This is a genomic window from Sinorhizobium garamanticum (assembly GCF_029892065.1).
Taxonomy (GTDB): Bacteria; Pseudomonadota; Alphaproteobacteria; order Rhizobiales; family Rhizobiaceae; genus Sinorhizobium; species Sinorhizobium garamanticum.
This window is the reverse complement of the sequence record NZ_CP120373.1, coordinates 861,310-888,301: the sequence shown is the minus strand read 5'-3', so window position 1 is coordinate 888,301 and position 26,992 is coordinate 861,310. Positions and strand designations below refer to the sequence as shown.

Below are 26,992 nucleotides of genomic sequence, written 5' to 3'. Positions count from 1 at the left end.
CATGCGGCATGACGCACTTTTTGAGCGGGTAAGTGCGCGTTTGAAAGCTCAAGTCGGTCCGGATGTCTTCGCAAGCTGGTTTGGACGTCTCAAGCTCCATTCGATTTCCAAGAGCGTTGTACGTCTTTCGGTGCCCACGACGTTTTTGAAGTCCTGGATCAACAACCGATATCTCGATCTCATCACCAGCCTGTTCCAGCAGGAAGACGGCGAAATTCTGAAGGTGGAAATCCTCGTCCGCACCGCAACGCGCGGTGCGCGCCCGGTTGCCCACGAAGAAGCGATGCCGGCGGCAGCAGAAGCGGCTCCGGCCGCCCCGGCACGCCGTGCGGCAGCGGCCCAACCGATTGCCTCGGTCGCGGCGGCGGCGGTGGCAGCGGTCCAGAGACCGGCCCAGGCACCGCTTTTCGGCTCGCCGCTTGATCAGCGCTACAATTTCGACAGTTTCGTCGAAGGTTCGTCGAACCGGGTGGCGCTCGCAGCCGCGCGCACCATCGCCGAGGCTGGCGCCGGCGCGGTGCGCTTCAATCCGCTCTTCATCCATTCGAGCGTTGGGCTCGGCAAAACGCATCTCCTGCAGGCGGTCGCGATCGCCGCCCTGCAGAGCGCGCGGGCGCCACGCGTCGTCTATCTGACGGCGGAATACTTCATGTGGCGCTTCGCGACCGCGATCCGCGACAACGATGCTCTGTCTCTCAAGGAATCGCTGCGCAACATCGATCTTCTGGTGATCGATGACATGCAGTTCCTGCAGGGCAAGTCGATCCAGCACGAATTCTGCCATCTCCTGAACATGCTGCTCGACTCGGCCAAACAGGTCGTGGTCGCTGCCGACCGCGCGCCGTGGGAGCTGGAATCGCTCGACAGCCGCGTTCGCTCGCGGCTTCAGGGCGGTGTTGCGATCGAGATGGAAGGTCCGGATTACGACATGCGTCTGGAGATGCTGAAGCGGCGGCTCGAGGTCGCGCGCCAGGATGACGCATCGCTCGATATTCCGACCGATATCCTGTGCCATGTCGCGCGCAATGTCACGGCCAGCGGCCGCGAACTGGAGGGCGCTTTCAACCAGCTGCTCTTCCGCCGCTCCTTCGAGCCTCAGCTCTCGATCGAGCGCGTCGACGAACTGCTCGGTCACCTGGTCAACGCCGGTGAACCACGGCGAGTGCGTATCGAAGACATCCAGCGCGTCGTCGCCAAGCACTACAACGTTTCGCGCCAGGAACTGGTGTCGAACCGCCGCACGCGCGTCATCGTCAAGCCACGGCAGATCGCCATGTATCTGTCCAAGACCCTGACGCCGCGCTCCTTCCCGGAAATCGGCCGACGCTTTGGCGGTCGCGATCACACGACGGTACTGCATGCCGTGCGCAAGATCGAGGAGTTGATCGCGGCGGATACGAAGCTCAGCCATGAGATTGAGCTCTTGAAGCGGCTGATCAACGAATAAGCTATCCGTCGATTGGTAGGCTGAAGCTTACGAATTGGCCCGGCTGCGCCGGGCCTTTTTGTTGCGCGCATGCTGCAAGTTAGACTTCTTTGCTGCGCTGATTTTGGACCGGGTCGAACAGGATCGCGAACGCGAACTCGCCATAAGGATTGGAGCGGGATGCGGGCGCAAGACCATGCGCATTTTTGTTATCCGCAGGCGGGCCAATTCCGCAATCGATACATTTTTTTCGCCGCGCTTGTCGGCTATCACTAGCTCCATTCGTCTTCAAACCAGCCGAGGAGTTTTCAATGCTTTATGCGGTGCTTTGCTACAACGATGAAAGCGTCACGAGTGCCTGGAGCAAGGAGGAGGAGGATAGGGTCATGCGCGACCTCACCTCCGTCCAGCGCAAGTATGTCGAAGCCGGCAAGCTTGGGCCGGTTGCGCGCCTCCTGCCGACGACGGCGGCTACCACGCTGCGCCACGCCCCGGGCGAGACAATCGTCATCGACGGCCCCTTCGCCGAAACCAAGGAGCAACTGCTCGGCTTCTACCTGATCGATTGCGGATCGCTCGACGAAGCCCTCGACTTCGCCCGCGACCTGAGTACCGCCAATCCGAGCTCGGGCTCCTACGAGATCCGCCCGCTTGCTCTCTATAAGCCTGGTGAGCTTCCGTCATGACAGACACTGCCTGGATCGACCTCGCTCTGGTTTCCGCCCGGCCGCAGGCGATGGGCGCGCTTCTGCGCTATTTTCGCAATCTCGACATGGCCGAAGAAGCCTTCCAGGAGGCCTGCATCCGGGCATTGAAGACCTGGCCGAAAAGTGGCCCGCCGCGGGATCCCGCGGCCTGGCTGATCTTCGTCGGTCGCAACAGCGGCATCGACAAGGTGCGGCGCCAAGCGCGTGAAACGGTGCTGCCGCCGGAGGAGTTGCTGTCGGACCTCGAAGACAGGGAGAGCGAACTCGCCGACCGTCTCGACGGCTCGCATTACCGCGACGACATCCTGCGGCTGCTCTTCGTCTGCAGCAATCCGGCCCTGCCGGCGACCCAGCAGATCGCGCTGGCGCTCCGGGTCGTCTCCGGCCTCTCCGTCAGGCAGATCGCGCGCGCCTTTCTCGTCAGCGAAGCGGCGATGGAGCAGCGCATTACCCGCGCCAAGGCGCGCGTCGCGGCGGCCGGCATTCCCTTCGAGACGCCCGATGCCGCTGACCGCGCCGAGCGCCTCGCGGCCGTGGCGACGATGATTTATCTCGTCTTCAACGAAGGCTATTCGGCGATGAATGGTCCTGAGGGCGTGTCGGCGGATCTATGCGACGAGGCGATCCGGCTCGCCCGGCTGCTCCTCAGGCTGTTTCCGGCCGAACCGGAAATCATGGGCCTGACTGCCCTGTTGTTGCTTCAGCATTCGCGTGCCAGGGCGCGCTTCGATGCACATGGCGCCATCGTCCTGCTCGAAGATCAGGACCGGCGGCTGTGGAACAGGGGGATGATCACCGAGGCGCTCGCAATGATCGACAAGGCGATGCGGCACCGGCGTCCCGGCCCCTACCAGGTCCAGGCAGCCATTGCGGCGCTTCATGCGCGTGCCGAGCGTCCCGAACTGACGGACTGGGAGCAAATCGACCTGCTCTATCAGACGCTCGAACGTCTGCAACCGTCGCCCGTCGTCACCCTCAACCGCGCCGTCGCAGTGTCGAAGCGCGAGGGGCCGGAAGCGGCATTGGCGTTGGTCGAGCCGCTTGGCGAAAGACTCTCGGGCTATTTCTACTATCACGGTCTGCGCGGGGGGCTGCTCAAGCAGATGGGGCGCGCCCGCGAGGCGCGCGTTGCGTTCGACCGCGCCATTGCGCTTGCGACGAACGCGGCGGAGGCCGCCTATATCCGCATGCAGCTCGATCATCTTGCGGCGGAACCAGGCCGCGCGGACCTTGCCGAGGAAAAACAATAAAAATATCGGCTGTCGCTGTCGGACTCCGATTTTCCCGATCGTCCTCGGATTGAACCCACCACGGAGGAATTGGAAATGACTGCAGCACCCGACATCAAGCCCGCCGACGAGCGCGAACTGGTGCTCACCCGCCTCATCGATGCGCCGCGCGAAAAGGTTTATCGCGCCTTCACGGATGCGGAACTCCTGAAGCAATGGTTTGCACCCTTGCCGTGGACGATCACGGAAGCGGAGCTCGATGTGAGGTCAGGTGGTACCAACCGGTTCGTCATGCGCTCCCCGAAGGGCGAGCTCTATCCCAATCAGGGCGTCTATCTGGAGGTTGTTCCGAACGAGAAGCTGGTCCTGACCGATGCATACACAGAAGCTTGGAAGCCTTCGGAGAAACCCTTCATGACGGCGATCCTGACTTTCGAGGACGAAAACGGCAAGACCCGCTACACCGCCCGCGCCCGCCACTGGAGCTCGGCGGACCGGGAAGCGCACGAAAAGATGGGTTTTCATGAGGGCTGGGGGCAATGCGCCGACCAGCTCGCCGCGCTTGTCGCAAAACTCTGACACGAATGGGCGGTGGCCTACAGCGCCGTGCGTCTTTCAGGGGCACAAAGGTCGCTGTAGAACGTTGAATTTGCTGCATGTTTTGTCCCTTGAATCGGCTCCGATTCAAGGCAACGTGCAGTGGGCTTCCGCCTTCCCATTGATCAAGGAGATGAACCATGTCCGACATCGGAAAGAAAACCGCCGCCGTCGACGAGATTCGTGCGGTGATCGAGGATTGGGCAGGCGCCATGCGCGAGAAGGACGCGCGTCGCGTGCATGCCCACGGCTCGGAAGATTGCATTGTCTTTTCGTTGGCGCCGCCTCTCAAGGAGACAGCGGCGGGTGCCGAGGGCCTTGAGCAGTGGTTCTCGACCTGGAAGGGGCCGCTCGGCTACCGGCTTCAGGAACTGGAGATCTCGGCCGGCGGCGACGTCGCCTTCGCGACGGCGCTCACCCATCTCTCCGGCGAGAAACAGGATGGCGAAAAGGCGGCGCTCTGGTTTCGCCAGACGCTGGGTTTGAAGCGAACTGAGAAAGGATGGAAGATCGCCCATCAGCACGAGTCGGTGCCTTTCTACATGGATGGGAGCTTCAAGGCGGCAATCGACCTCGATCCGACATCAGAGGTCGATTGGCAGGCGCCGTCGCGCCCGCCGATGGCCGGCGTCATCGCCTATCTCAACGTCCAGGACGCGAATGCCACGGCGGAATTCTACGGCCGTGCCTTCGGCGCCAAGGAGGAGGATCGCAAATATGCCGAAGACGGCAAGCGCCTCATCCATTGCCACCTGACGATCAACGGCGGTGCGCTGATGTTGAACGATCCATTCCCGGAACACGGCATGCCCTATGCCGCGCCGCAGGGGATCGTGCTGCACCTGGTTGTCGATGACGCGGATTTCTGGTGGAAGCGTGCCGTCGCCGCGGGCGCGGAGGTGACGATGCCGTTGGAGGTCGCCTTCTGGGGCGATTATTACGGGCAGCTTCGCGATCCCTTTGGCATCAGTTGGGCGATTGTTGCGCCGGTCAAAAAGGATTGAGCGCACCTGACGGTATTTGCCGACGAGTAGCTAGAGCAATTCCAGGAAAAGTGTGTAACGGTTTTCCGTCCGGAATCGTGCACTTTCAAAGACTTAAATCATTTCACTGTTTCAATGAAACGATGAAATGATCTAGCGGGCGGAGCGAGGAGCGATCCCCCCGCAAGAAACAAACTTGCATGGGGGGCTCTGGATCAGAGCGCAATTTTCGCGGCTGATGCATTACGCTCGCGGTCAATTCAAAGACTGCGAGGTAAGATGATCCTCTACTACCAAACCCATTCGCCCTTCGCCCGAAAGGCGCTCGTTTTCGCCCACGAAGTTGGTATCGCGAACCGGCTGGAGGTCATTCACAATGAAACCAGCCCGACACAACGCAACGAGCGTGTCTACGCCGAAAACCCACTCGGGAAGGTACCGGTCTTGCTTCGGACGGACGGACCGGCGATCTTCGATTCTGACGTGATCTGCGCCTTCCTGGACACCGTTCACGACGGCAGGAAACTCATTCCAGAAAGTGGCGAGGCCCGTTGGCACGCCTTGGTTCTGCAATCCGTCGCGCAAGGGCTGGCGCAGACGGCTATTGGTCTCCGCTGGGAGACCGTCCGGCGACCGGAGCGACTGCGCTACCCGGCGCTTCGAGAGGGCTACACCGAAAAAATCGAGGCTACCTACGATTGGCTGGAAACCACGCTGGACCCGGCGGTTCCGTTGCACGTCGGCCATGTTGCGCTGGCGACGGCCCTCTCCTGGATCGAATTCCGCAACTTGCCGTCGTTCCGCTCGCGATCAAAACTGACGCGATGGTTCGACGAATTTGAGCAAAGGCCTTCGATGCTGGCGACGCCGCTCTTCGGCGAGACACATGATTGACCGCCGTTGCATCCCGGCCGTGTGTCAGCAAGCCAGATCGGCGACCACCGCGTCGAGGATCAGCATGCCGGCCGGCGTGCAGCGCAGCCGTGAATTGCCGAGCCGTTCTATGAAGCCGTGCTCGATCAGGAACTGTTCGCGGTCCGGATCGGGATCGCGGCCGGAAAGGCTCTGCCAGCGGGCCAGATCGACACCTTCCCTGAGCCGAAGGCCCATCAACAGCAGTTCGTCGGCCTGGGCCTCAAGGTCCAGTGGTTCGCGCTCGATCATGCCATGGCCGGTCTCTTCGACGAGGCGGAGCCATTCTTCCGGCTTGCGTTCCGTCGCCGTCGCCACCTTGGTGCCGGCGATTGTCAATCGCCCATGGGCGCCGGGACCGATGCCTGCATAGTCGCCATAGCGCCAATAGGTGAGATTGTGCCGGCTTTCCGCACCCGGCCGTGCGTGATTGGACACTTCATAGGCCGGCATGCCGATTGCCGCGGTGATCTCCTGCGTCGCCTCGTAGAGCACGGCCGACTGTTCGCCGTCCGGAACGACGAGCTTGCCGGCCTTGTGCAGCCCGTAGAAGGGCGTGCCTTCCTCGATGGTCAATTGATAGAGCGAGAGATGGTCGACCGCGTAGGAGACCGCCTCCTTCAGTTCGCGCTCCCAGTCCTCGACGGTCTGGTTCGGGCGGGCATAGATCAAGTCGAAGGACATGCGGGGAAAGATTTCCCGCGCCAACCGGACCGCCTTCAGCGCATCCTCGACATTGTGCAGCCGCCCCAGGAACTTGAGATCCCGGTCGTTCAACGCCTGGACGCCGAGCGAGACGCGGTTGACGCCGGCAGCACGATAGCCGTGGAAGCGTGTCGCCTCGACGCTCGAAGGGTTGGCCTCCATGGTGATCTCGATGCCATCCGGCACGTGCCAGTGATTGGCGATGCCGTTGAGGATTGCATCGACGGTCGCCGGATCCATCAGCGAAGGCGTGCCGCCACCCATGAAGATGCTGGTGACCGTCCGCGGACCGGAGAGTTCGCGGGCTTCCTCCATTTCCCGCAGGAAGGCCGTAACGAAGCGCGGCTGGTCCACGGGCTGATGGCGGACATGGCTGTTGAAGTCGCAATAGGGGCACTTTGCCGCACAAAACGGCCAGTGCACATAGATCCCGAAGCCGGGATCCATGCCGTCACCGATCGCCGAGAGCGGGCTCAAATGCATTGTCTTCGTCTTTCAGGCGCCGAGGCAGGTTTCGGCGAACAGCTTGAAGGCGCGGGCGCGGTGCGAAAGAGCCTGGCTGTCGCCGGGCTTCCAGCCGTGCTTCTCTTCCGCGCTCATCTCGCCAAAGGTGGTGTCGTAGCCCTTCGGTTGAAAGACCGGGTCATAGCCGAAACCGCTGGTTCCGCGCGGCGGCCAGACGACGCGGCCTTCGACCTCGCCGCGAAAGAGCTCGAAATGGCCGTCCGGCCAGGCGAGGCAGAGCACGGAGACGAAGCGCGCGGTTCGGCTCTCGGGCGTCACCGCGCCCTTCTCCTTAAGCGCCTTTTCCACCTTTTCCATCGCCATGGCGAAGTCGCGGCTGCCGTCCTCGCGTTCGGCCCAGTTGGCCGTGTAGACGCCCGGCGCGCCATCGAGGGCATCGATCGCAAGACCGGAATCGTCCGAAAGCGCCGGCAGGCCGGAGGCCCTTGCGGAGGCAAGCGCCTTGATCGTCGCGTTTTCCTCAAACGTCGTGCCGCTCTCCTCCGGCTCGATGAAGTTGAGATCGGCGGCCGACTTCGCCTCGAAGCCGAGCGGACCGATCAGGTCGCGGATTTCGCGGATCTTGCCGGCATTGTGGCTCGCGACGACGAGCGTCTTGTCATCTAGTTTGCGCATTCTCTTCTGTTCCATCCCGGCGGCTGGAGCCGCGTTCAATCAATCGCCCAAAGGCCCGGCTCCGCGCATTCCAGGCTGTTGCCGGCCGGGTCGCGGAAGTAGAAGGAGCGAGCGCCGTTGGGCCAGCGGATGTCCGCTTCGATCGCGACGCCAGCGGCTTCGAGTTTCTCCTTCCATGCGTCCAGTGCCTCAGCCGCGACCCGGAAGCACATGTGCCCGTTTCCCGTCGTCCCGTGCGGCGGCACGGGGAGCCCTCCCGGCGCAGGCGGTTTGACCGTCTCGGCGGGATTGAAGATCAGGAGTATGCCTGCGCCGCAGCGGAAGAACACGTGTCGATTGCCAGCACGGGCGATCCGCTGCAAGCCGAGCACCGTGCCATAGAAGTCCTCGGCGCGGTCGAGATCTTCCGCATAGAGCGCAGTTTCGAGAATGCCTTCCAGCGCCGGGGTCAAATCTCGTCCTTTCGATCAGCCGGCGATCGCCTGCTTCTGCAGCGCAATGAGCTCGGCGATACCGTTCTTGGCGAGCGACATCAGGCTTGCGAACTCCTCTTCGGTGAAGGGTTTTCCCTCGGCCGTCCCCTGGATCTCGACAAGGCCACCGCTGCCGGTCATGACGAAATTGGCATCCGTCTCGGCCGCGGAGTCTTCGAGATAGTCGAGGTCGATCACCGCCTGGCTGGCGAAGATGCCGCAGGAAATGGCGGCGACGTGGTCCTTGAGCACGCGTTCGACCTTAACCATGTTGCGCGCCTCCATCCACTTCAGACAGTCGTGGAGCGCGATCCACGCCCCGGTAATCGATGCCGTCCGCGTGCCGCCGTCCGCCTGGATGACGTCGCAATCGATCGAAATCTGGCGTTCCCCGAGTGCCGGCAGATCGACGACAGCCCTGAGCGACCGCCCGATCAGCCGCTGGATCTCCTGCGTGCGGCCGCTCTGCTTTCCGCTCGCCGCCTCGCGCTTCATCCGTTCGCCGGTCGCACGCGGCAGCATGCCGTATTCGGCGGTGACCCATCCCTTGCCGCCGTTGCGCAGCCAGGCGGGGACCTTTTCCTCGAGGCTCGCCGTGCACAGCACATGCGTGTCGCCGAAACGCACGAGGCAGGAACCTTCCGCATGCTTGGAAAAATTGCGCTCGAAGGAAACCTTGCGCATTTGGTCGGTTTTTCTGCCGGATGGCCGCATCGTCAACTCCTATTTTCTCTGCTGAGCCTTCTAGAGCATGGCGAACGCAAAGGGAACCGGCTGATATCGGCTGGGGGGATCGATTTTTCCCTTTTGCCATTGCCGGCTCGGGCCACTATATTTCCGCTGGATAGGAATGACTGCTGCACGGAGTGACATGGTACTGCGCAATTCCGAAGCGAAGGAGATCGCGGCGGCGCTGGATGAGCGTTCCGGTGAAATCTTTCGCCGCATTGTGGAGACCTACCTCGAGAGCGGTGAGCCGCTCGGGTCGCGCAACCTTTCACGGCTGCTGCCGATGTCGCTTTCGCCGGCTTCCGTGCGCAACGTGATGAGCGACCTCGAGCATCTTGGCCTCATCTATTCGCCCCATGTCAGCGCCGGCCGCCTTCCGACCCAGACGGGGCTGCGCTTCTTCGTCGACGCCTTCATGCAGGTCGGCAACCTTTCGGCGGAGGAGCGCGCTTCGATCGAACGCCAGGTTCGCCGGGGTGATCGCGACCAGACGGTGGAAAGCCTGCTTACCGAGGCGAGCCAGATGCTTTCGGGCATGTCGCGCGGCGCCGGCCTCGTCATCACCACCAAGAGCGATCCGGTGCTCAAGCACGTCGAGTTCATCCGCCTGGCGCCGACCAAGGCATTGGCCGTCCTCGTCGGCGAACACGACCAGGTCGAGAACCGCATCATCGAGCTTCCGGCGGGCGTCACGAGCGCGCAACTGACCGAGGCCGCCAATTTCTTGAATGCCCATCTTGGCGGGCAAACCATCGCCGAGGTGCGTGCGCAACTGCAAAAGCTCAAGGCGACCGTGCGCGGCGAGCTCGATGTCCTGTCGCAGGATCTGGTCGAGCGGGGGCTTGCGATCTGGTCAGGCAGCGAGGGCGACGAAAAGCCGACGCGCCTTATCGTTCGCGGCCGCGCCAACCTGCTCGAGGGGCTGGAAGGGGCCGAGGATATCGACCGTCTTCGGATGCTTTTCGACGACCTCGAAAAGAAGGATAGCCTGATCGAGCTTCTCGACCTCGCCGAGAGCGGCCCCGGCGTGCGCATCTTCATCGGATCGGAAAACAAGCTTTTTTCGCTCTCCGGCTCGTCGCTGATCGTCGCGCCTTATCGTGACAGCGACGACCGCATTGTTGGCGCGGTTGGCGTCATTGGCCCGACGCGGCTCAATTATTCGCGGATCGTTCCTATGGTCGATTACACCGCTCAGTTGATGTCGCGCCTGTCGCGTTGAAGCGGCAATTCCGGCGTAGCGGCATTCCGCCCTTGATTTTTCGGCCCCAAACCTCGATATCGGCTTCAAATCCAGACAAGACCAAGATCGAGCAAAGCGACTTGCGCTTGCTTGGCGATGTCGAAGACACAGAAAGACATTCCGGAGAACGTCATGACCGACGACACGAACAAACACGGACCTGAGGCGACTGCGGCAGAAGAACCTGTAAACACCGCTGCGCCGGAGGCTGCGGAAGCACAGGAGGTCGAGACTCCAGCGGCCGCGCCGGATCCGCTGGAGCTCGCTAAAGCGGAGAATGCTGAATTGCGCGACAAATATCTGCGCCTCGCGGCCGAGATGGACAATCTGCGCCGTCGCACCGAGCGTGACGTCAAGGATGCCAAGGCCTATTCGGTCGCCGGCTTCGCGCGCGACATGCTGGCCGTGTCCGACAACCTGCGTCGTGCCCTCGAGGCCATCCCGCCCGAAGCGAAAGAAGCCGGCGAGGCGGGTCTCAACGCCCTGATCGAAGGCGTGGAGATGACCGAGCGCTCGATGCTCGCAGCCCTGGAGCGTCACGGTGTGAAAAAAATCGAGCCGGTCGGTCAGAAGTTCGACCCGAACTTCCATCAGGCGATGTTCGAAGTTCCGAATGCCGACGTTCCGAACAACACGGTCGTTCAGGTCATCCAGGCCGGCTATGTCATCGGCGAGCGGGTGCTGCGTCCGGCAATGGTCGGCGTTTCCAAGGGCGGCCCGAAGGCTGCCGCGACGGAAAATGGGGCGCCGTCGGCCTGAGCGCTGCCGACACGGTAGAAGGACATTGAAACGCCGCGTCTCCAAGGGGAGGCGCGACGTTTTGTCGTTTGATCGATCAACTCAGGCAAAGAGCTGCCGGAGATGATCGTTCAGGAAGCGGCCTTCGGGATCGACCCGTGCGCGCAGCGCGCGAAAGTCGCCGGCGCGCGGATAAAGCGCCGTCACGTCCTCGGCGCCAAGGAAATGCAGCTTGCCCCAATGCGGGCGCGAGCCGTACTGACGCAGGATTGTGTCGACATCCTTCAGGTATTCCCAGTAGTCGGTGCCGGGCTCGCCCGAGACCGACAGCGTAATCGAATCCTGCTGATAGAACGGGCTGATCCAACCGGAATCGCCTGCCGTAAAGCGATACTCGATCGGATAGATGCAGGTCGGATGCTTTTCGAGCATCAACTTGCGCACCGCCTGGACGGCATCCTTGCCGTGGGCGACGGGGACCGCATATTCGAGTTCATGGAAGTTGGGTATGTATTCGATCGGGTAGATTTCGGAGGAATAGGCGATCTTTTCGAATGCCTGCTCCATTGGCGGCCGGTCGGTGATGTCGATCACCTTCATCTCGCAGACATCGGAAGTCTTGCTGGTGGTCGAAACCGCGGCCGTGTCCGGCAGGCAGTAGCAGTGACGGCTTTCGGGCACCGGGCACCAGAAAAAGCCGAAATGGCGGTGCTTGGCGGCGAGTTCGTCGTGCTGTTCCATGCACTCGTCGAAGTCACAGCGCCAAAGCTTTTCATGCAGATTGTAGGCGTCCATCGTCTGAAGGGTGATTTCGGAGATCACCCCGAGCATGCCGACGGAGACACGCGCGGCTTCCAAGAGGTCCGGCGTCGTCTCGTCGACGACGAGAATGCTGCCATCGGGCTGGATGAGGCGCATGCCGACGATCTGCGAGGCCATGTTGCCGAGTTTGGCGCCGGTGCCGTGCGTGCCGGTTGTCAGCGCACCGGCAAGGGCCTGGCTGTCGATATCGCCCTGGTTGATCAGTGATAGCCCGCTCGATTTCAAGACCTTGCCAAGCTGGTTGATCGTCGTCCCCGCCCTCACGGAGACCCGCTTGCGCGCCTGGTCGATATTGACCACGCCCTGCATGCCGGAAAGGGTGAGCAGGAGCCCGCTCGTTGCGACCACCGGGGTGAACGAATGGCCCGATCCGGCGCAGCGCACATTGAGCCCCAGGGCGGTCGCTTCCCGGACCATTTCAGCGAGCGCCGCTTCGCTGTCCGGTGCACCCTTGTGGCGCACGATGCATGATTGGTTCCCGACCCAGTTTCGCCAGTGGCCGCCCGAATCCAGCATTCCTGTCTCCCCCTCTTTCAGACTGCCGTGAAGCAATTGTCGACGAACAGATGCGTACCGTTGACGAAGCTCGCCTCGTCGCTTGCGAGGAACAGGGCAGCGTTGGCGACCTCCATCGGGTCGCACATTCGCCCCTGCTGGGCGGCGATCGCCGCGTCGGACACGTCAACGCCGTATTTGCTCAGGCCGGCGATCTCGCGCTTGCCGTGGTCGGTCGCGATGAAGCCGGGGCAGACGGCGTTGCAGCGGATGCCCCGGTCGCGGAATTCGACGGCGATCGCACGGGCGAACATGTGGCAGGCGCCCTTGGTGGTGTCATACAGCACCTCCATCGGAGTCGCGGCGACGGCGGAAATCGACGAGGTGCAGATGATGCTGCCGCCCCCCGCCTTGAGCATGCCGGGGAGAACCGCCCTGGTCATCAGGAACATGCTCTTCACGTTCACCGCCATCAGCCGATCCCACTCCTCCTCTTGTGTTTCGAGGAACGGCCCGACCGCAAGGATACCGGCGTGGTTGAAGAGCACGGTGATCGGGCCGAAGGCGCTCTCCACGGTATTGACCGCGGCGGTGACCTCGGCCGACACCGAAACATCGGCAGCGGCGAAGACCGCTTCGCCGCCCTCGGCGCGGATGGCTGCCGCGACCTCTTCGCCCTTGCTCTTCGGCAGGTCGACGATGCCGACCTTGGCGCCCTCGCGGGCGAAGAGTTGTGACGCCGCCAGCCCGCATCCGCCGGCGCCGCCGCTGATAAGCGCAATCTTGCCCGAAAGCCTGCCTGCCATCACGCTTCCCCTTTTCGCCCGTTTGAGGCCAAAAGGCCCACTGTATGCAGCAGGCCATTATCGCATGTTCCGGGAATTATTGTTGACGAAGCAGGGGCTGTCGATATCCCATGGGGGATACGGCGAAGGGGAACGCTTGAAGCAATGCTGGCAAGGGAATCGGCAGACATTTCCACGATGATCAGGTTTATCGGCACGCCCGATTTCGGCGCCGCACTCGACGCCATGCTGCGCGCGGTTGCCCCCTTCGACCTGTCGGTCGTTTTCGCCTTTCCCTACGATGCCCGCCCGATCCTGCTGCACGACGGCTACACGCATGGCGTCTCGCCGCAAGCGTTGAAGGCCTATCTTGGCGGCGCCTATCTGCTCGATCCGTTCTACGTCGCCTGCAACAACGGCCAGCCGGCAGGTCTGTGGCGGATGCGAGAGCTCGCGCCCGACCAATTCTTCCAGTCGAACTTTTCGTCGTCGAGCGAGGTCCATCCCTGCGTGTCTATGGAGTCCGGATCACTGATCGAGGAAGTGGGATTCGTCGTTCCGCTCGAGGAGGCGATGCAGGCGACCTATTCACTGATGCGCTGCCGCGATGGTGCGCCGTTCAGTGATCAGGAACTGGAGCGGCTGAGGCTCTACGAACCGATCGTGCGTGAGGCGATCCGGTCGAACTGGCGTCAAAGGGGCATGGCGGTCGCGAGCGCGACAGGAAACGGATCCGATGCCATGGAGGGGGCCTTCGACAGTCTTTGCGCCGACCGACTCACCGGGCAACAGCGCAAGATCGTCCGGCTGATCCTGCGCGGCCACAGCAACCTTTCGATCGGAAGGACGATGAACATCGCCGAAGGCACGGTTCGGATCCACCGCAAGAACATTTATCGTCGCCTCGGCATTTCCGGCCAAGGCGCATTGTTCCGGATTTTCATCGATCATTTGAATCGCCGTCAGCTTTATTGACGGCGGCCGTTCACGCCGCGTGCGAGGTCGTGTCGTCGTTGAGCAGCGTGTAGATCGCGCTGGCGGAATCGCTCGCCCTGATCTTTGCGACCATGTCGTGATCGCGAAGCACGCGGGCAATGCGTGACAGCGCCTTCAGATGATCGGCACCGGCACCTTCGGGCGCCAGCAGCAGGAATACGAGATCGACCGGCTGGTCGTCCAGCGCCTCGAAGTCGACGGGCGTGTCGAGTCGCGCGAAGATGCCGACAATCGAGGGAAGGTTGTTGAGCTTTCCGTGCGGAATGGCGATGCCGTTGCCGACGCCGGTGGAACCGAGCCGTTCCCGCTGGAGAATGACGTCGAAGATGTCACGCTCCGGAAGTCCGGTAAGTTTGGATGCTTTTGCCGCCAATTCCTGAAGGAGTTGTTTTTTCGAGTTGGCCCTCATGGCCGGGATAATTGCATTTTGATGCAGCAAACCTGCCAATGCCATTCTTTTGTCCTCGTTCGCCGGTTAGAGCCTGACAACATCATCACAAATGTGTCTTGATGGCTCTAACCATCTTTATATTGGCGGTTACCATGCACAGAAAAGTCGGGCTTTTCCGGCTGTCCGCGGATCTGAGCGGCGGGGGAATGCCGGCTTCCCCGACATTCCCCTGTCCCACTCATGCCTTGATATTGGCGGCGTCAATCCAGCCAATATTTCCATCGTTACGCCGATAGACGATGTTCAGGTCTTCCTTGCCGGGGCTGCGGAACATCAGCACCGGTTCGTCCGTCATGTCGAGTGCCATGACGGCGGTCGCGACGGACATCGTCCTCAACTGTTTCGTGCTTTCCGCAACGATGGTTGGTGCATAGTCCTCCGGGACCTCTTCGTCCACGTCAGGCACCGAGTCCATCACCGTGTAGGCCACTTCCGCGGCATTCTGTCCGTTGCCGTTGTGGTGATCCTTGAGCTTACGCTTGTAGCGCCGGAGCCGCTTCTCGATCCGATCCGATGCCGCATCAAAGGCCGCCTGCGGCTCATTCGCCTGGCCATTCGCCTGCAATACCACGCCCGTGTCGAGATGAAGTTTGCAGTCGGCGCTGAAACGCGATCCAGACTTTTCCACAGTGACCTGGCTTGAATATCCTCCATCGAAATATTTGGTAACCGCTTGGTCGATCTGCTCCCCGATTCGGGCGCGGAACGAATCGCCGATTTCCATATGTTTGCCGGATACACGCACACTCATGGAGTTTCCTCTCTCGTTCGTGATTTGCGCGTCCAGTCTATTCCAAGCGCCTTCGTCATCCAAGCTTTTCACGCAAGGGCGGCGCATCTGCACCGCGGATCGGCCGCTCGGGAACCGCCGAAGTGGAGTAGGTCCTCGGCAATTGCGGCGCGCTCATATCGCTTGTCTCGCAGGGAGTCAATTGCGGGTCGCAAAAAATCCGCATTCGCGGGCAAAAGGCGCTCTAAAAGCCGGCCGCCTTGGCAAGCGCTCGCTTTTCACGGCGCCGCCGGACCGAGGAGGGGATATTCATCGCCTCGCGATATTTGGCCACAGTGCGCCGGGCTATGTCGACGCCGGACTGCTTGAGCAGATCGACGATGTCGTCGTCGGAAAGCACCGCGTGTGCGCTCTCCTGCTGGATCATGGTGCGGATGCGGTGACGAACGGATTCCGCCGAATGGGCGTCGCCGTTCTCGGCCGAGCCGATCGAGACGGTGAAGAAGTATTTCAATTCGAAAAGCCCACGCGGCGTCAGCATGTACTTGTTCGAGGTGACGCGGCTGACGGTCGATTCATGCATCTTGATCGCGTCGGCGACCATCCTGAGATTGAGCGGGCGAAGATGATCGACACCGTTGACGAGAAAGGCGTCCTGCTGGCGGACGATCTCGCTCGCCACCTTCATGATCGTGCGGGCCCTTTGGTCGAGACTGCGCGTCAGCCAGTTGGCATTTTGCAGGCAATCACTGAGAAAAGCCTGGTCGGCGCTGTTCTTCCGGGTTCCGCGCGAGATCACGGCAAAATAGTCGTGGTTGACGAGAACCCGGGGCAGGGCGTCGGGATTGAGTTCGACCAGCCAGCTTCCATCAGGCCCGGCACGCACGACGACGTCCGGAACGATCGCCTCGATGACGCTCGTATCGAAGCTGGTGCCGGGCTTCGGATCGAGCTTGCGGATTTCGGCAAGCATATCGACGAGATCTTCCTCGTCGACGCCGCAGATCTTTTTGAGGCTTGCAAAGTCGCGGCGTGCCAGTAGTTCGAGATTGTCGATCAACGCCTCCATCGCCGGATCGAAACGATCGCGTGCGCGCAACTGGATGGCAAGGCATTCGCTGAGCGTGCGTGCGAAGACACCGGGGGGGTCGAATTGCTGTAGGCTGAGGAGCACGCGCATCACATCTTCGCTGGCCGTGCCGAGCCTGGCCGCCGTATCGTCGAGGTCTGCGTGAAGGTAACCTGCCCCGTCAAGCTGGTCGATAAGGTGCTGCGCGATAAGCCGGTCGCCGGGGGCGGTCAGCGCGAGGGGCAGCTGTTCCAGGAGAACGTCCCTCAAGGTTTTTCGGCCGGCGACGAAATCGTCGAGTTCGTAGTCCTCGCTGCTGTCACCTTCGCCGCCGGGCATCGACTTCCATTGACCGAGCAGTTCCGGCGCATCGGCGCGTTGCGGTGGCGTGTCGTCCGGAAAGACGTTGGCGAAATCGGCGTCGAGCTGTTCGCTGAGCCTCTCGCCCGGGCTCGACGTCGCGCTATCGTAAAGGTCGCCCTGGCCGGCAACCTCATCCGGCGCCGCCTCGCCGGATGCGAGTGCGGGATCCTCGTGTGCGGAGCGATCGTGGTCCGTGATCGTCTCGTCGCCCGCCTGAAATTCGAGCAGCGGGTTTTTTTCGACTTCCTGGGCGATGAACTGATTGAGCTCAAGGTGGGTCATCTGAAGCAGTTGGATCGACTGCATCAGTTGCGGCGTCATCACCAGCGACTGAGACTGGCGCAGATATAGGCTGGCGGACAAAGCCATGCTGGCGCGTAACCCCCGTCACGATCTCCGAAGGCCGTGTCGCCAGGTGGTCCAGACAGGCCTTTTTATTAGTTGGCCCAAAAATTGCTTATTAAGGAGTTTTGGTCAAGCGCGCTTGCGGGCGGAAGCAGCGGATTCGCCCGCAATGTCGCCTACAGGCTGAAATTATCGCCGAGATAGAGCCGGCGGACATCCGGGTTGGTAACGATGTCGTTGGCGCGGCCGTGCGTCAGAACTTCGCCGGCATGGATGATGTAGGCCCGGTCGATGAGACCTAGGGTCTCGCGGACATTGTGATCGGTGATGAGGACACCAATGCCGCGCGAGGTCAGGTGTCGCACGAGCGCCTGGATGTCGGCGACCGAGATCGGGTCGACGCCTGCGAAAGGCTCGTCGAGCAGCATGAAGGTCGGATCGGTGGCAAGCGCCCGCGCGATTTCCAGGCGCCGGCGCTCGCCGCCGGAAAGAGCGATGGCGGGCGATTTGCGTAAGTGCGTGATCGAAAATTCGCCAAGCAGGTCGTCGAGCTTGCTTTCGCGCCGGTCGAGGTTCTCGTCGTGGACCTCCAGCACTGCGCGGATGTTTTCCTCGACCGTCAGACCGCGGAAGATCGACGCTTCCTGCGGCAGATAGCCGACGCCGAGGCGGGCCCGGCGGTACATCGGCATCGTCGTGACGTCGTTGCCGTTGATCTCGATCGAGCCCTCGTCGACCGGCACAAGGCCGGTAATCATGTAGAAGCAGGTCGTCTTGCCGGCGCCGTTCGGACCGAGCAGGCCGACAGCTTCGCCGCGGCGCACGACGAGCGAGACCCCGTTGACGACGCAGCGCGAACGATAGGTTTTCGTCAAACCGCGTGCGATCAGGGTGCCGTCGTAGCGCGCCTTGTCGACCGCATGAACGGTACCGGGGTTCGCCGACGGCTTTTTGACCCGTTTGCGTTTGTGAAGAAAAGGAATCTGCACGAGCTGTCTACATCAGTTCTGCTTGCGGGACTGCGGGTCAAGTTGAATCTGCACGCGGCCGCCGCAGGCCTCGAGTTGTGCTTCGCCCGTATCCATCTGTACGTTCAACTGGCAGCCGACGAAGACGTTCTTGCCTTCCGACAGGACCACCTTCTCGCCCTTGAGCACGATCGTCTGCTCGGTCATGTTGACAAGGCCGCTGTCGCCCGTCGCCTGCTGCGCTCCAGAACTGAGGAACACCTTGTTACTGACTTCGATCCGGTCGATATCGGCATTGCCGCTCGTCACCGTGGCGCCGCCTTCCGTCTTGTAAAAGACGGTCATGTTGCCCGCCTGCAGCGTAGTCGTGCCCTGGACGACCTTCACGTTGCCGGTGAAGATCGCCTTGCTCTCGGGATCCTTGATCTCGAGCTTGTCGCTCTCGATCTGGATCGGCTTGTCGTTCGAAAGCTGAATGCCCCTCATCCGACTGGAGGTTGCCTGTGCCGAAGCGCTGGTGACAATCATCAACGCACCGAGCCCGGCCACAGCGAGACTGGCTGAAATTCTAAAAAACACGGCAGGTTTGACCGACATGGGTGCACCAGGTCCTATTTTGCGTTCTTGCGGATGGTGCTCGGGTCGACATTGACCTTGACCATGCCTTCAAATGTTACAATACGTCCCTTATCTGTCATTCGCAGCGTCTGCGCAATGATCGATCCGCCGTTCATGCTGATCGCGATCGGGCGCTTCGTTTCCATCTCGCCGGCATTGATGTCCAGATAGGCCGACTGAAAATCGGCGTTGACGCCATTATTCATGGAAATCGTGAACGGCGCGTTCATATCGAGCGTGTTGGCGCCGCGATCATAGATTCCGCTTGCCGCATCCACCGTGGCGATCAACGTGTCGTTCACCGGCATTTCGGCGTGAATGGTTTCGAGCGTGATGAGGTCCGGGTTGGCGATGTCCTGAAGCGCACGCTGCGCTTTCATGGAATAGCTGATGTCCTGCTTGTTGCGACCGGAGATCGCAGGATTCTGCATGACGATCTTGCCGTTCTCGATCGTCGCCGTCTCGAGTTGCAGCTCTTCCGGCAGGAAGGCGCGCACGAAGGAGACGGCCACGAAGATCATGGCTATGATGCTGGCGACGAGCGGCAAGAGGACCTTGAGGCGTCTCACCCGCGCAGAATGCCGCGCCGCCGAAGCATAGGCATCGGAAGAAGTCGCGCCCGCATCTGCAAAGATTCCGGGGAATCGTGCTTCGTTCAGCATGGAGAGGCCTGTCGGTTCCCTTGAGTCTTCGGCGGCCCCGGAGGATCCGCATTTACATACAATGGCGTAAGTCACGGCGAATATGGTTATTTTCCTGTCGTCCGACAATGGAACGACAAAAACTTTGAAAGGCTGCGAAAAAAACGGTTGCGGCTTTTAACGGCCGTCAACCGCCGCTATCTAATTTGCCGCGGCCCGCGCAGATAGCATGTTCCGTTGGAAACTGACAGAACCTCGAGCAAGAAAAACGGAGAGACCCATGGACGAACTTGCCATAGCCGATCGTCGCAGCCTGCGCCGCAAGTTGAGCTTCTGGCGCTGGGCGGCTGCCGCCATCCTCGTGGGCGTGGGCCTCGTGCTTTATGCCTTCTCGGGCTGGACCGAGGTGGCCGGGCGCGCGCGCCATCACGTTGCGCGCGTGGCCGTATCGGGCTTGATCCAGGACGACCGGGAGCTGGTCGAGCGCCTGGAGCGGATCGCCGACAACGATTCAGTCAGGGCGCTCATCGTGACGGTATCGTCGCCGGGCGGCACCACCTATGGCGGTGAGGTCATCTACAAGGCGATCCGCAAGGTCGCCGCGAAGAAGCCGGTCGTTTCGGACGTCCGCACGCTAGCCGCCTCGGCCGGTTACATGATCGCGCTTGCCGGGGATCACATCGTCGCCGGAGAAACCTCCATCACCGGCTCGATCGGCGTGATCTTCCAGTACCCGCAGGTCAAGAACCTGATGGACAAACTCGGCGTATCGCTCGAGTCGATAAAATCGCGACCGCTCAAGGCCGAACCCTCTCCTTTCCATCCACCGAGCGCGGAGGCGAGGGCGATGATCCAGGCGATGATCGATGACAGCTACGGCTGGTTCGTCGATGTTGTGGCCGAACGGCGCAAGATCCCGCGGCCGAACGCCCTCGCCCTTGCCGATGGCCGCATCTTCACCGGGCGGCAGGCGCTGAAGGACAGGCTCGTCGATACGCTGGGCGGCGACGAGGAGATCAGGGCATTCCTCGCCAGCCGCAACGTCCCGAAGGGCCTTCCGGTGGTGGATTGGGACGGGCCGAGCGGAACATTGCCTTTCGGCCTTGGCGGGGTCGTCTCCGAGTGGATCAAGGCTTTGGGATATGACGCTTTTCCGGCAATGAAGGGACTTGAAAAAATCGGTGGCGAGAAGTTGTTTCTTGACGGTCTTGTTTCGGTTTGGCAGGTTGATGCGCAATAGCAGACGGCGTCATATGTTGTCCTGAGCCAGAGGCTCGTTTGGCTCGGAGTGAGAGCGTTGTGACGCCTGTCGAAGCCACGAAACAGACAGAAAAAGCAAAAAACCAAGGGGGCGACAGTGATCAAGTCAGAACTGGTGCAGATTGTGGCCGCACGCAATCCGCATCTCTATCACCGCGACGTCGAAAATATCGTCAATGCGGTTCTTGATGAGATCACGGATGCACTGGCGGCGGGAAACCGTGTCGAGTTGCGCGGCTTCGGTGCCTTCTCGGTCAAGAACAGGCCGTCGCGCTCGGGTCGCAATCCGCGCACGGGCGACTCCGTCTTCGTCGAGGAGAAATGGGTGCCCTTCTTCAAAACCGGCAAGGAACTGCGCGAGCGCCTCAATCCCGGTATGAACGGCAACGACGACGACTAGAGCATCCCGCTTTCAAGTGGAAACACTGAAAGCGGATAAGATGCTTTAGAATCAAAGTGCTAGAGCGTCCTTTGTGCGTTCAAATGAACGTACGGCGCTCTAGATCACGATAAATCGGATCGATGGAGCGGGTGCGGTCTTTCCGGCGCACGAGAAAGGCTCCATACCCTTGAACCTGGGCGTCGGGCCTTGCGAAAATCGTCCCGATTTTTTCGGACCGACGCGACAGCCGGAGCGGATGCATGCTCAAGAGACTGATCAATATCGTTGTACTGGTGCCCTTGGGGATCATCCTGATCGTACTAAGCGTTGCCAATCGTCAGGCGGTAACCTTCGCCTTCAATCCGTTCAACCCGGCCGACAGCGTACTTTCCGTCTCGGCCCCCTTTTTCGTGTTCCTGTTTCTCGCCGTCATCGTAGGGCTGATCCTCGGGGCCGGGGCGACCTGGCTCAGACAGGGAAAATATCGTCGCCGCGCCCGCAACGAAGCCAACGAGGCATTGAAATGGCATCGTGAGGCGGAAAAGCAACGCAGCCAGGCGGAGAAACTGGCATCGCAAACAACGCTGCCTGCGCCGCAGAACTAACCCATCGCGTCTTGGTACCGTGTGCTCGGCGGGCTGCTCAGCTCGCCGCTTCAGCCTCTCCGCTGACCGCCAGGTTGAAGTCCGCGAAGAACTGCTGGGCGAGCTTTTTCGCTGTCGAATCGATCAGGCGCGAGCCGAGCTGGGCGATTTTGCCGCCGACCTCCGCCTTGACGTCATAGCGCAGCACCGTTTCATCGCCCTCCTCCACAATCGTGACGTCTGCCCCGCCCTTGGCAAAACCGGCAATGCCGCCCTTGCCTTCGCCCGATATCGTATAGCTCTGAGGCGGATTGAGGTTGGAAAGGACGACACTGCCGTTGAAGGTCGCCGAAACTGGTCCGATCTTCACCTTGACCACGGCCGTCAGCTCCGTCGGCGATTTCATCTCGAGCGACTGGCAACCCGGAATGCATCGCCTCAGGGTCTCCGGATCGTTCAAGTATTGCCAAACTGCGTCGCGTCGCGCCGCGATGCGTTCTTCGCCGGTCATCTCCATGCCTGTTCCTCCCGTTCTGCTCCCGGCTTCGATCTTGGCAAATCGGAAACGGCTTTGCCAAGAGCATCGGCAGTGCTATTTGCACGGTTTAAGCGTATCGCCCGCCCGACGGAGGGTGTGAAGGGCCGACTGGATGCGGCTTCGGCTCACGAGCGGATACGCCGAGTGGTTTGATTTGAGTCCAAGGATCAGCGCGTGAAAGAAAAAGATCGGCGGTCGAAGAACGCCTCGGTCACGGCGGCGAAAGGCCGGGGCGCTGAGGCCCGTGGCGGTCGCCACGAGCAACGGCACCCGCCCGTGAAGGGGCCTGGGGTCAAGGCCAGGAGCGGTGGACCGCCCGCAAAAGTCGCGCCGGAGAAGGGCGAGCGGCAGCGATCCGCCCAAGAGGCGCTCCCAACGCGTCCCGTGCGGCAACGAACTGGCGACAAGCCGGCCGAGACCGTGCCGCTCATCCTCGAGACGGCGGCGACGGCAGGCTATCATCTGATCGACAGCGGCAACGGCGAGAAGCTCGAACAATACGGACCCTATCGCATCGTCCGCCCCGAAGCGCAGGCGCTTTGGCCGAAGGCGCTGCCGCCCTCGGTTTGGGAGAATGCCGATGCGGTCTTCACAGGTGATACCGACGAAGACGGGATGGGGCGCTGGCGCTTCCCGCGGGAGGTGCTTGGCGAAACCTGGCCGATGCAGCTTCTCGATACCGATTTTCTCGGCCGCTTCACCTCGTTTCGCCACGTCGGCGTTTTCCCCGAGCAGCTTGCCCATTGGTCCTGGGTGAAGGATCAGGTGGCGACGGCCGGGCGGCCGCTTAAGGTTCTCAATCTCTTCGGGTACACTGGCGTCGCCTCGCTGATTGCCGCCAAGGCGGGCGCCGAGGTGACGCATGTCGACGCGTCCAAAAAGGCGATCGGCTGGGCGCGCGAAAACCAGACGCTGACGCGCGCCGAAAAGCTGCCGATCCGTTGGATCTGCGACGATGCGATGAAGTTCATTCAGCGCGAAGAACGGCGCGGCAGCCGTTATGACATCATCCTGACCGACCCGCCCAAGTTCGGCCGTGGCCCGAACGGCGAGGTTTGGCAGCTCTTCGACCATCTGGCAGCAATGCTCGACATCTGCCGTGAGATCCTGTCGGCTGACGCGCGCGGGCTTGTCCTTACGGCCTATTCCATCCGCGCGAGCTTCTATTCGATTCACGAGCTCATGCGCGAAACGATGCGCGGGCGCGGCGGCCGGGTCGAGTCGGGAGAGCTCATCATCCGCGAGGGCGGTCTCGACGGCAAGGAGCCGGGGCGGGCGCTTTCCACTTCCCTCTTCAGCCGCTGGGTACCCAAATGAACACTGACAGAAGCGATCACGGCACACCGCGTGTCGGTCACGTGAAGGAGGTGACCAGCCTCACCAATCCGATCATCAAGGACATCCGCTCGCTTGCGCAGAAGAAGCATCGCGACGAGACGCGTTCCTTCATGGCGGAGGGCCTGAAGCTGGTGATCGATGCGCTCGATCTCGGCTGGAAGATCAAGATCCTCGTCTACGCCAAGGCGGCAAAGGGCAAGCCGCAGGTCGAGCAGGTGGCGGCCAAGACCGTTGCCAAGGGCGGCCTGGTGCTCGAGGTCAGCGAGAAAGTGCTTTCGACGATCACCCGGCGCGACAATCCGCAGATGGTAGTTGGTATCTTCGAACAGCGTTATCGCGCGCTGAAGGACCTTCGACCCGAGGGAGGCGAGACCTATGTGGCGCTCGACCGCGTTCGCGATCCCGGCAATCTCGGCACGATCATCCGGACGGCGGACGCGGCCGGCGCCTCGGGCATCATCCTCGTCGGCGAGACCACCGATCCCTTCTCGCTCGAGACTGTGCGGGCGACGATGGGCTCTGTCTTCGCCATGCCCGTCGCGCGCGCGAGCGCCGAAGAGTTCGTCAAGTGGCAAAAGGCGGCCGGTGTCAGGGTCGTGGCAACGCATCTGGCAGGCTCGGTCGACTATCGGACCATCGATTACAAGTCGAAGCCTGTCGTGCTCCTGATGGGCAACGAACAGGCGGGCCTTCCCGAAGAGCTTGCCCGCGAAGCCGGCGCGCTCGCCCGCATCCCGCAGGCGGGCCGGGCGGACTCGCTCAATCTCGCGATCGCCACCGGGATCATGCTGTTCGAAGCGCGTCGCCACCTGTTGTCGTTGGATGCCGGCGCATGAGTGAGCGGCAGGTCCTGTTTTCGAGGCCGCTGCCGATTGCGGTCTTCATTCTGCTGGCGCTGGTTGCCGACCAGATCATCAAATATCTGGTCGAGACATTCCTGCCCTTTCAGCAGGCGGTCGCGGTCATTCCCATGCTTGCCCTCTACCGGACCTACAACTACGGCGTGGCCTTCTCCATGCTTTCCGGGATGGAAGACTGGTTCATCGTCGGCATGCGTCTGGCCGTCGTCGCCCTCGTGCTCTGGCTTTGGCGCCGTACGCCGAAGGATCGGTTCTTCGCTCACCTCGGCTATGCGATGATCATCGCCGGCGCCTTGGGCAACCTCGTCGACCGGCTGCTCTTCGGTTACGTCATCGACTATATCCTCTTCCATACCGCCAATTGGTCCTTTGCGGTTTTCAACCTCGCGGACAGCTTCATCACGGTCGGTGCGGGCGCGATCATCCTCGACGAGCTCATGCTGGCGAAAAGGCACGATCGCTAAAACTTTAGAAACGGGCTGAAGGCATTCGGAAGGCTTGCCATGCTATTTCGATGGCATGAGCGAAGCGTCACGACTTAAGCGGCGGATCGATTCCGGTTTCGGCACGGGAGCCCGCGCCGGCCGAGCCGCACCGTTGGCGGCCGATGCCAAAGGATATTGGCCGGCGCGCGTCGCCTGCGCCGTCGCCGGCATCGCCGCTGCGGCGATCCTTTTTGCGGCGGGCTCGGCGAACGGCCTTCCCCTGTTTTCGGCAATCGTCGCTGCCGGCGGCCTTGCCGGGGCCTTCCTGCTTCTCGCCGAGGGCGTCGAGACGCGTGACGGGCGAGGGGGAGCGTTGCGTGAGGTCGCCTGTGACGAAGACTGGCAGCGGTCTGAAACCTCGGCGCTGCTTTCAACAATTCATGACGGACTTGGCGATCTTGCCATCGTGCGCACCATGGACGGCCAGATCGTCTATGCGAACACCGTTTTTCACGAGGTCTGCGCCCGCGCCGACGTGCGCGGACTGACCTGCGCTGCGATGGGCTTAAGCTTCGAGCCGAAGCCTGAGCCAAACCATTATCTTGCGCGTATCTCAACGCCGAGGGGAATCCGTCTTTACGACTGGCATGACGTGATCACCCGTGAGCCGGCAACCGGCAGGCTGATGCGTCACAGCATCGCCCGCGACGTGACCGAGGAGGCGCGAGCCGCGCGCGAACGGGAAGAAGCCCGCCGCCGCGCCGAGGAGGCAAGCCGTGCGAAGTCGCGCCTTCTTGCCACTGTCAGCCACGAGGTCCGCACGCCACTTTCCGGTATTCTGGGTATGAGCCACCTGCTCGGCCAGACCCCGCTGTCGGCGGAGCAGAAAAACTACCTCGCCGGTATGCAGCAATCCGGTCATGCACTGGTTCAACTGGTCGAAGACCTGATCGACTTTTCCTCGCTTTCGGCCGGGCGGTTTCAGTTGCGCCCCTCGCAGCAGGACCTGCGCCTCGTCATCGAGAGCGTGGTGGAGATGCTCGCTCACCGCGCCCACGAGAAAGGCATCGAGATCGCCGCCACCGTTGCAGCCGACGTGCCGCCGGGGATGATGTTCGATGCCGCACGCCTCAGGCAGGTGCTCTTCAACGTGATCGGCAATGCCGTGAAATTCACTGAGGCCGGTGGCGTCCTTGTTGCAGCCGACATTGCCGATGGTGGTGTCAGAATCCGGATCGACGACACTGGCCCTGGCATGTCGGCCGATGAGCTCGGGCGCGTATTCGAGGAATTCGAGCAGGCCGGGGACGATAGTCAGCGCGCCAAGGGAACCGGCCTGGGTCTCGCGATTTCACGCAGGATCATGGAGGCCTTCGGCGGCAGCCTGACCGCTTCCAGCGCCTCCGGCCGGGGAAGCCGGTTCGAAGTCCGGTTTCCGTTGATCGGGGGTGGTCCATCGGCCGCTGCACGAGATGGCGTGCTATCTGGCGCCCACGTGCTGGCGCTGGCTCCTGATGGCCCCGTCCTGAACGCGCTCGCCGCGACGATTACGACCCTTGGCGGCGTGTGTCATCGCGCGCCGACACTTGCCGCCGCCGAAGCCATCGCCGCCGCCGTTTTGTCAAGCGGCCTGCCGCTGACTGACATCATCGTTGACCATCGCCATTCGGATGAGTTCCGCCGTCTCCTTGCACTGCAACCGGAACTCGCCAGCCTCAAGCTGCGCCGGACCTACCTTATCAACCCGGAGGAGCGCACCGCTCATCCGGTGAACCAGATCGATGGCTATGAGGCATGGCTTATCCGCCCCTTGCGCGAAAAGTCGCTGGTGGAGGTTCTACTCGGACGGCTGAAGGGCATCGAGAAGCGGGATGCGATCAACGACAACCGGCCGATGCTGCGGGAGGCATTGCCGCCGGGCGAGGCAGGCGAACAGGGCGATCACGATATTCTCCTTGCCGAGGACGATCCGGTCAATGCGCTCATCCTGCGGACGATACTTCGGCGCGCAGGCTACCTGGTTCGCCACGTTGAAGATTTCGCGAGCCTGGCTCGCGCGTTGCACGGGTCCGGCGAAGCTGCACATCAGACGCCGCGCCTGATCCTTACCGACCTTAACATGCCGCGCGGCGATGGCCTGACGATGCTGAGGCGCCTGCGCGAGCAGGAAACGGCCGGGTACCGCCGCCGCTTGCCCGTTATAGTGTTGACGTCCGATACACGTGGAGACCTGCACGAACTCCTGATCGCAGCCGGAGCGGACTCGGTATTGCCGAAGCCGACGGAACCAGGGCGCCTCACGGCAGAAATTGCACGCCTTCTCGAAGCCTGAAGAGCTGCTGCTTGTTTCCTTAAATCGTTGCCGATCTAAGGACAAAAACATGCAGCACTTCAAAGCGCTACAGCGTCGTCTGCGCGTCTGATTAAGTCGTGCTCCGCT

At 61.9% G+C, this 26,992-nt stretch carries 29 protein-coding genes; 16 read left to right on the top strand and 13 right to left on the bottom strand.

The window, feature by feature from the left end; all coding sequences use genetic code 11:
* The first annotated feature begins 1 nt into the window (after position 1).
* The 6 genes from dnaA (at position 2) to PZN02_RS04220 (ending at position 5,836) form a co-directional block, all read left to right on the top strand.
* Positions 2–1,447: a chromosomal replication initiator protein DnaA gene (gene dnaA / locus PZN02_RS04245; protein ID WP_280661381.1), complete on the top strand. Its 1,446-nt coding sequence runs from the start codon at positions 2–4 to the stop codon at positions 1,445–1,447.
* 290 nt (positions 1,448–1,737) lie between these two features.
* Complete coding sequence (locus PZN02_RS04240; protein WP_280660369.1) at positions 1,738–2,112, top strand: YciI family protein; 375 nt, start codon at positions 1,738–1,740, stop codon at positions 2,110–2,112.
* Complete coding sequence (locus PZN02_RS04235; protein ID WP_280660368.1) at positions 2,109–3,383, top strand: RNA polymerase sigma factor; 1,275 nt, start codon at positions 2,109–2,111, stop codon at positions 3,381–3,383. The genes PZN02_RS04240 and PZN02_RS04235 overlap by 4 nt, the downstream gene beginning before the upstream one ends.
* A 75-nt stretch (positions 3,384–3,458) precedes the next feature.
* Positions 3,459–3,941: an SRPBCC family protein gene (locus PZN02_RS04230; protein WP_280660367.1), complete on the top strand. Its 483-nt coding sequence runs from the start codon at positions 3,459–3,461 to the stop codon at positions 3,939–3,941.
* A 158-nt stretch (positions 3,942–4,099) separates the two neighbouring features.
* Entirely contained in the window at positions 4,100–4,963 is an 864-nt protein-coding gene (locus tag PZN02_RS04225; protein ID WP_280660366.1) for a nuclear transport factor 2 family protein, read from the top strand.
* 258 nt (positions 4,964–5,221) lie between these two features.
* Entirely contained in the window at positions 5,222–5,836 is a 615-nt protein-coding gene (locus PZN02_RS04220; RefSeq protein ID WP_280660365.1) for a glutathione S-transferase family protein, read from the top strand.
* Positions 5,837–5,860: 24 nt separating this feature from the next.
* Here PZN02_RS04220 and hemW read toward each other — a convergent pair whose 3' ends face one another.
* From hemW to rph, 4 genes are read right to left on the bottom strand one after another with little or no spacing between them, the layout of a single operon-like run.
* The gene (gene hemW, locus PZN02_RS04215) at positions 5,861–7,042 is read right to left on the bottom strand and encodes a radical SAM family heme chaperone HemW (RefSeq protein ID WP_280660364.1); all 1,182 of its coding nucleotides are present in this window, start codon (positions 7,040–7,042) and stop codon (positions 5,861–5,863) included.
* A 12-nt stretch (positions 7,043–7,054) separates the two neighbouring features.
* Positions 7,055–7,699 carry an RdgB/HAM1 family non-canonical purine NTP pyrophosphatase gene (rdgB, locus tag PZN02_RS04210; protein WP_280660363.1) on the bottom strand — a complete coding sequence of 215 codons (645 nt, stop codon included), beginning with the start codon at positions 7,697–7,699 and terminating at the stop codon, positions 7,055–7,057.
* A gap of 35 nt (positions 7,700–7,734) precedes the next feature.
* Complete coding sequence (locus tag PZN02_RS04205) at positions 7,735–8,151, bottom strand: VOC family protein (protein ID WP_280660362.1); 417 nt, start codon at positions 8,149–8,151, stop codon at positions 7,735–7,737.
* 15 nt (positions 8,152–8,166) lie between these two features.
* Positions 8,167–8,886, bottom strand: coding sequence for a ribonuclease PH (rph, locus tag PZN02_RS04200; RefSeq protein WP_280660361.1), 720 nt, complete (start codon positions 8,884–8,886; stop codon positions 8,167–8,169).
* Between the two features lie 157 nt (positions 8,887–9,043).
* On the opposite strand from rph, the gene hrcA reads away from it, so the two are divergent.
* Together hrcA and grpE are read left to right on the top strand one after the other, a co-directional pair.
* Positions 9,044–10,123, top strand: coding sequence for a heat-inducible transcriptional repressor HrcA (gene hrcA, locus PZN02_RS04195; RefSeq protein ID WP_280661380.1), 1,080 nt, complete (start codon positions 9,044–9,046; stop codon positions 10,121–10,123).
* Positions 10,124–10,276: 153 nt separating this feature from the next.
* Complete coding sequence (gene grpE / locus PZN02_RS04190) at positions 10,277–10,903, top strand: nucleotide exchange factor GrpE (RefSeq protein ID WP_280660360.1); 627 nt, start codon at positions 10,277–10,279, stop codon at positions 10,901–10,903.
* Positions 10,904–10,984: 81 nt separating this feature from the next.
* On the opposite strand, the gene PZN02_RS04185 is transcribed toward grpE, so the two are convergent.
* Positions 10,985–12,220 carry a D-arabinono-1,4-lactone oxidase gene (locus PZN02_RS04185; protein WP_280660359.1) on the bottom strand — a complete coding sequence of 412 codons (1,236 nt, stop codon included), beginning with the start codon at positions 12,218–12,220 and terminating at the stop codon, positions 10,985–10,987.
* 17 nt (positions 12,221–12,237) lie between these two features.
* A complete protein-coding gene (locus PZN02_RS04180) occupies positions 12,238–13,005 on the bottom strand; it encodes an SDR family NAD(P)-dependent oxidoreductase (protein ID WP_280660358.1) in 768 nt (255 codons plus the stop codon).
* Between the two features lie 144 nt (positions 13,006–13,149).
* Here PZN02_RS04180 and PZN02_RS04175 point away from each other — a divergent pair, with 144 nt between their 5' ends.
* Positions 13,150–13,959 (top strand): response regulator transcription factor, encoded by an 810-nt coding sequence (locus PZN02_RS04175; protein ID WP_280660357.1) that lies wholly within the window; start codon positions 13,150–13,152, stop codon positions 13,957–13,959.
* Between the two features lie 10 nt (positions 13,960–13,969).
* Here the strand turns inward: PZN02_RS04175 and ptsN are convergent, their stop codons facing one another.
* From ptsN to lptC, 6 genes are all read right to left on the bottom strand, one after another.
* A complete protein-coding gene (gene ptsN, locus PZN02_RS04170) occupies positions 13,970–14,434 on the bottom strand; it encodes a PTS IIA-like nitrogen regulatory protein PtsN (RefSeq protein WP_136506730.1) in 465 nt (154 codons plus the stop codon).
* 175 nt (positions 14,435–14,609) lie between these two features.
* Positions 14,610–15,182 (bottom strand): ribosome hibernation-promoting factor, HPF/YfiA family, encoded by a 573-nt coding sequence (gene hpf / locus PZN02_RS04165; protein WP_280661379.1) that lies wholly within the window; start codon positions 15,180–15,182, stop codon positions 14,610–14,612.
* 223 nt (positions 15,183–15,405) lie between these two features.
* Entirely contained in the window at positions 15,406–16,962 is a 1,557-nt protein-coding gene (gene rpoN / locus PZN02_RS04160; RefSeq protein WP_280660356.1) for an RNA polymerase factor sigma-54, read from the bottom strand.
* A 152-nt stretch (positions 16,963–17,114) separates the two neighbouring features.
* Positions 17,115–17,927, bottom strand: a complete 813-nt coding sequence (gene lptB, locus PZN02_RS04155) for an LPS export ABC transporter ATP-binding protein (protein WP_280660355.1) — start codon at positions 17,925–17,927, stop codon at positions 17,115–17,117.
* A 12-nt stretch (positions 17,928–17,939) separates the two neighbouring features.
* Positions 17,940–18,503 carry an LptA/OstA family protein gene (locus PZN02_RS04150; RefSeq protein ID WP_280660354.1) on the bottom strand — a complete coding sequence of 188 codons (564 nt, stop codon included), beginning with the start codon at positions 18,501–18,503 and terminating at the stop codon, positions 17,940–17,942.
* A gap of 14 nt (positions 18,504–18,517) precedes the next feature.
* Complete coding sequence (lptC, locus tag PZN02_RS04145; RefSeq protein WP_280660353.1) at positions 18,518–19,186, bottom strand: LPS export ABC transporter periplasmic protein LptC; 669 nt, start codon at positions 19,184–19,186, stop codon at positions 18,518–18,520.
* A gap of 259 nt (positions 19,187–19,445) precedes the next feature.
* Between lptC and sppA the strand changes: the two genes are divergently transcribed.
* The 3 genes from sppA to PZN02_RS04130 all read left to right on the top strand — a co-directional run bounded on the left by sppA (position 19,446) and on the right by PZN02_RS04130 (position 21,412).
* The gene (gene sppA / locus PZN02_RS04140) at positions 19,446–20,405 is read left to right on the top strand and encodes a signal peptide peptidase SppA (protein ID WP_280660352.1); all 960 of its coding nucleotides are present in this window, start codon (positions 19,446–19,448) and stop codon (positions 20,403–20,405) included.
* Positions 20,406–20,522: 117 nt separating this feature from the next.
* Positions 20,523–20,825 (top strand): integration host factor subunit beta, encoded by a 303-nt coding sequence (locus tag PZN02_RS04135; RefSeq protein ID WP_136506735.1) that lies wholly within the window; start codon positions 20,523–20,525, stop codon positions 20,823–20,825.
* A gap of 242 nt (positions 20,826–21,067) precedes the next feature.
* Positions 21,068–21,412 carry a DUF1049 domain-containing protein gene (locus PZN02_RS04130; protein ID WP_280660351.1) on the top strand — a complete coding sequence of 115 codons (345 nt, stop codon included), beginning with the start codon at positions 21,068–21,070 and terminating at the stop codon, positions 21,410–21,412.
* Between the two features lie 37 nt (positions 21,413–21,449).
* Here PZN02_RS04130 and PZN02_RS04125 read toward each other — a convergent pair whose 3' ends face one another.
* Entirely contained in the window at positions 21,450–21,908 is a 459-nt protein-coding gene (locus PZN02_RS04125; RefSeq protein ID WP_280660350.1) for an SRPBCC family protein, read from the bottom strand.
* Between the two features lie 195 nt (positions 21,909–22,103).
* On the opposite strand from PZN02_RS04125, the gene PZN02_RS04120 reads away from it, so the two are divergent.
* From PZN02_RS04120 to PZN02_RS04105, 4 genes are read left to right on the top strand one after another with little or no spacing between them, the layout of a single operon-like run.
* A complete protein-coding gene (locus PZN02_RS04120; RefSeq protein ID WP_280660349.1) occupies positions 22,104–23,246 on the top strand; it encodes a class I SAM-dependent methyltransferase in 1,143 nt (380 codons plus the stop codon).
* Positions 23,243–24,103, top strand: coding sequence for a TrmH family RNA methyltransferase (locus PZN02_RS04115; protein WP_280660348.1), 861 nt, complete (start codon positions 23,243–23,245; stop codon positions 24,101–24,103). The genes PZN02_RS04120 and PZN02_RS04115 overlap by 4 nt, the downstream gene beginning before the upstream one ends.
* A complete protein-coding gene (gene lspA, locus PZN02_RS04110; protein ID WP_280660347.1) occupies positions 24,100–24,591 on the top strand; it encodes a signal peptidase II in 492 nt (163 codons plus the stop codon). Before PZN02_RS04115 ends, lspA begins: the two co-directional genes overlap by 4 nt.
* A 55-nt stretch (positions 24,592–24,646) precedes the next feature.
* Positions 24,647–26,884 carry a hybrid sensor histidine kinase/response regulator gene (locus PZN02_RS04105; protein ID WP_280660346.1) on the top strand — a complete coding sequence of 746 codons (2,238 nt, stop codon included), beginning with the start codon at positions 24,647–24,649 and terminating at the stop codon, positions 26,882–26,884.
* The last annotated feature ends 108 nt before the right edge of the window (positions 26,885–26,992 follow it).

Excerpts from the sequence above, each read along its gene's own strand:
- PZN02_RS04185 (WP_280660359.1), bottom strand. The coding sequence starts at position 12,220 with ATGCTGGATTCGGGCGGCCACTGGCGAAACTGGGTCGGGAACCAATCA.
- PZN02_RS04130 (WP_280660351.1), top strand. The coding sequence starts at position 21,068 with ATGCTCAAGAGACTGATCAATATCGTTGTACTGGTGCCCTTGGGGATC.
- PZN02_RS04235 (WP_280660368.1), top strand. The coding sequence starts at position 2,109 with ATGACAGACACTGCCTGGATCGACCTCGCTCTGGTTTCCGCCCGGCCG.
- hpf (WP_280661379.1), bottom strand. The coding sequence starts at position 15,182 with ATGAGTGTGCGTGTATCCGGCAAACATATGGAAATCGGCGATTCGTTC.
- ptsN (WP_136506730.1), bottom strand. The coding sequence starts at position 14,434 with ATGGCATTGGCAGGTTTGCTGCATCAAAATGCAATTATCCCGGCCATG.
- grpE (WP_280660360.1), top strand. The coding sequence starts at position 10,277 with ATGACCGACGACACGAACAAACACGGACCTGAGGCGACTGCGGCAGAA.
- hemW (WP_280660364.1), bottom strand. The coding sequence starts at position 7,042 with ATGCATTTGAGCCCGCTCTCGGCGATCGGTGACGGCATGGATCCCGGC.
- lptC (WP_280660353.1), bottom strand. The coding sequence starts at position 19,186 with ATGCTGAACGAAGCACGATTCCCCGGAATCTTTGCAGATGCGGGCGCG.
- PZN02_RS04105 (WP_280660346.1), top strand. The coding sequence starts at position 24,647 with ATGAGCGAAGCGTCACGACTTAAGCGGCGGATCGATTCCGGTTTCGGC.
- hrcA (WP_280661380.1), top strand. The coding sequence starts at position 9,044 with ATGGTACTGCGCAATTCCGAAGCGAAGGAGATCGCGGCGGCGCTGGAT.
- PZN02_RS04125 (WP_280660350.1), bottom strand. The coding sequence starts at position 21,908 with ATGGAGATGACCGGCGAAGAACGCATCGCGGCGCGACGCGACGCAGTT.
- PZN02_RS04230 (WP_280660367.1), top strand. The coding sequence starts at position 3,459 with ATGACTGCAGCACCCGACATCAAGCCCGCCGACGAGCGCGAACTGGTG.
- rdgB (WP_280660363.1), bottom strand. The coding sequence starts at position 7,699 with ATGCGCAAACTAGATGACAAGACGCTCGTCGTCGCGAGCCACAATGCC.
- PZN02_RS04150 (WP_280660354.1), bottom strand. The coding sequence starts at position 18,503 with ATGTCGGTCAAACCTGCCGTGTTTTTTAGAATTTCAGCCAGTCTCGCT.
- rpoN (WP_280660356.1), bottom strand. The coding sequence starts at position 16,962 with ATGGCTTTGTCCGCCAGCCTATATCTGCGCCAGTCTCAGTCGCTGGTG.
- PZN02_RS04225 (WP_280660366.1), top strand. The coding sequence starts at position 4,100 with ATGTCCGACATCGGAAAGAAAACCGCCGCCGTCGACGAGATTCGTGCG.
- PZN02_RS04240 (WP_280660369.1), top strand. The coding sequence starts at position 1,738 with ATGCTTTATGCGGTGCTTTGCTACAACGATGAAAGCGTCACGAGTGCC.
- PZN02_RS04220 (WP_280660365.1), top strand. The coding sequence starts at position 5,222 with ATGATCCTCTACTACCAAACCCATTCGCCCTTCGCCCGAAAGGCGCTC.
- rph (WP_280660361.1), bottom strand. The coding sequence starts at position 8,886 with ATGCGGCCATCCGGCAGAAAAACCGACCAAATGCGCAAGGTTTCCTTC.
- sppA (WP_280660352.1), top strand. The coding sequence starts at position 19,446 with ATGGACGAACTTGCCATAGCCGATCGTCGCAGCCTGCGCCGCAAGTTG.
- PZN02_RS04115 (WP_280660348.1), top strand. The coding sequence starts at position 23,243 with ATGAACACTGACAGAAGCGATCACGGCACACCGCGTGTCGGTCACGTG.
- lspA (WP_280660347.1), top strand. The coding sequence starts at position 24,100 with ATGAGTGAGCGGCAGGTCCTGTTTTCGAGGCCGCTGCCGATTGCGGTC.
- PZN02_RS04180 (WP_280660358.1), bottom strand. The coding sequence starts at position 13,005 with ATGGCAGGCAGGCTTTCGGGCAAGATTGCGCTTATCAGCGGCGGCGCC.
- dnaA (WP_280661381.1), top strand. The coding sequence starts at position 2 with ATGCGGCATGACGCACTTTTTGAGCGGGTAAGTGCGCGTTTGAAAGCT.
- PZN02_RS04175 (WP_280660357.1), top strand. The coding sequence starts at position 13,150 with ATGCTGGCAAGGGAATCGGCAGACATTTCCACGATGATCAGGTTTATC.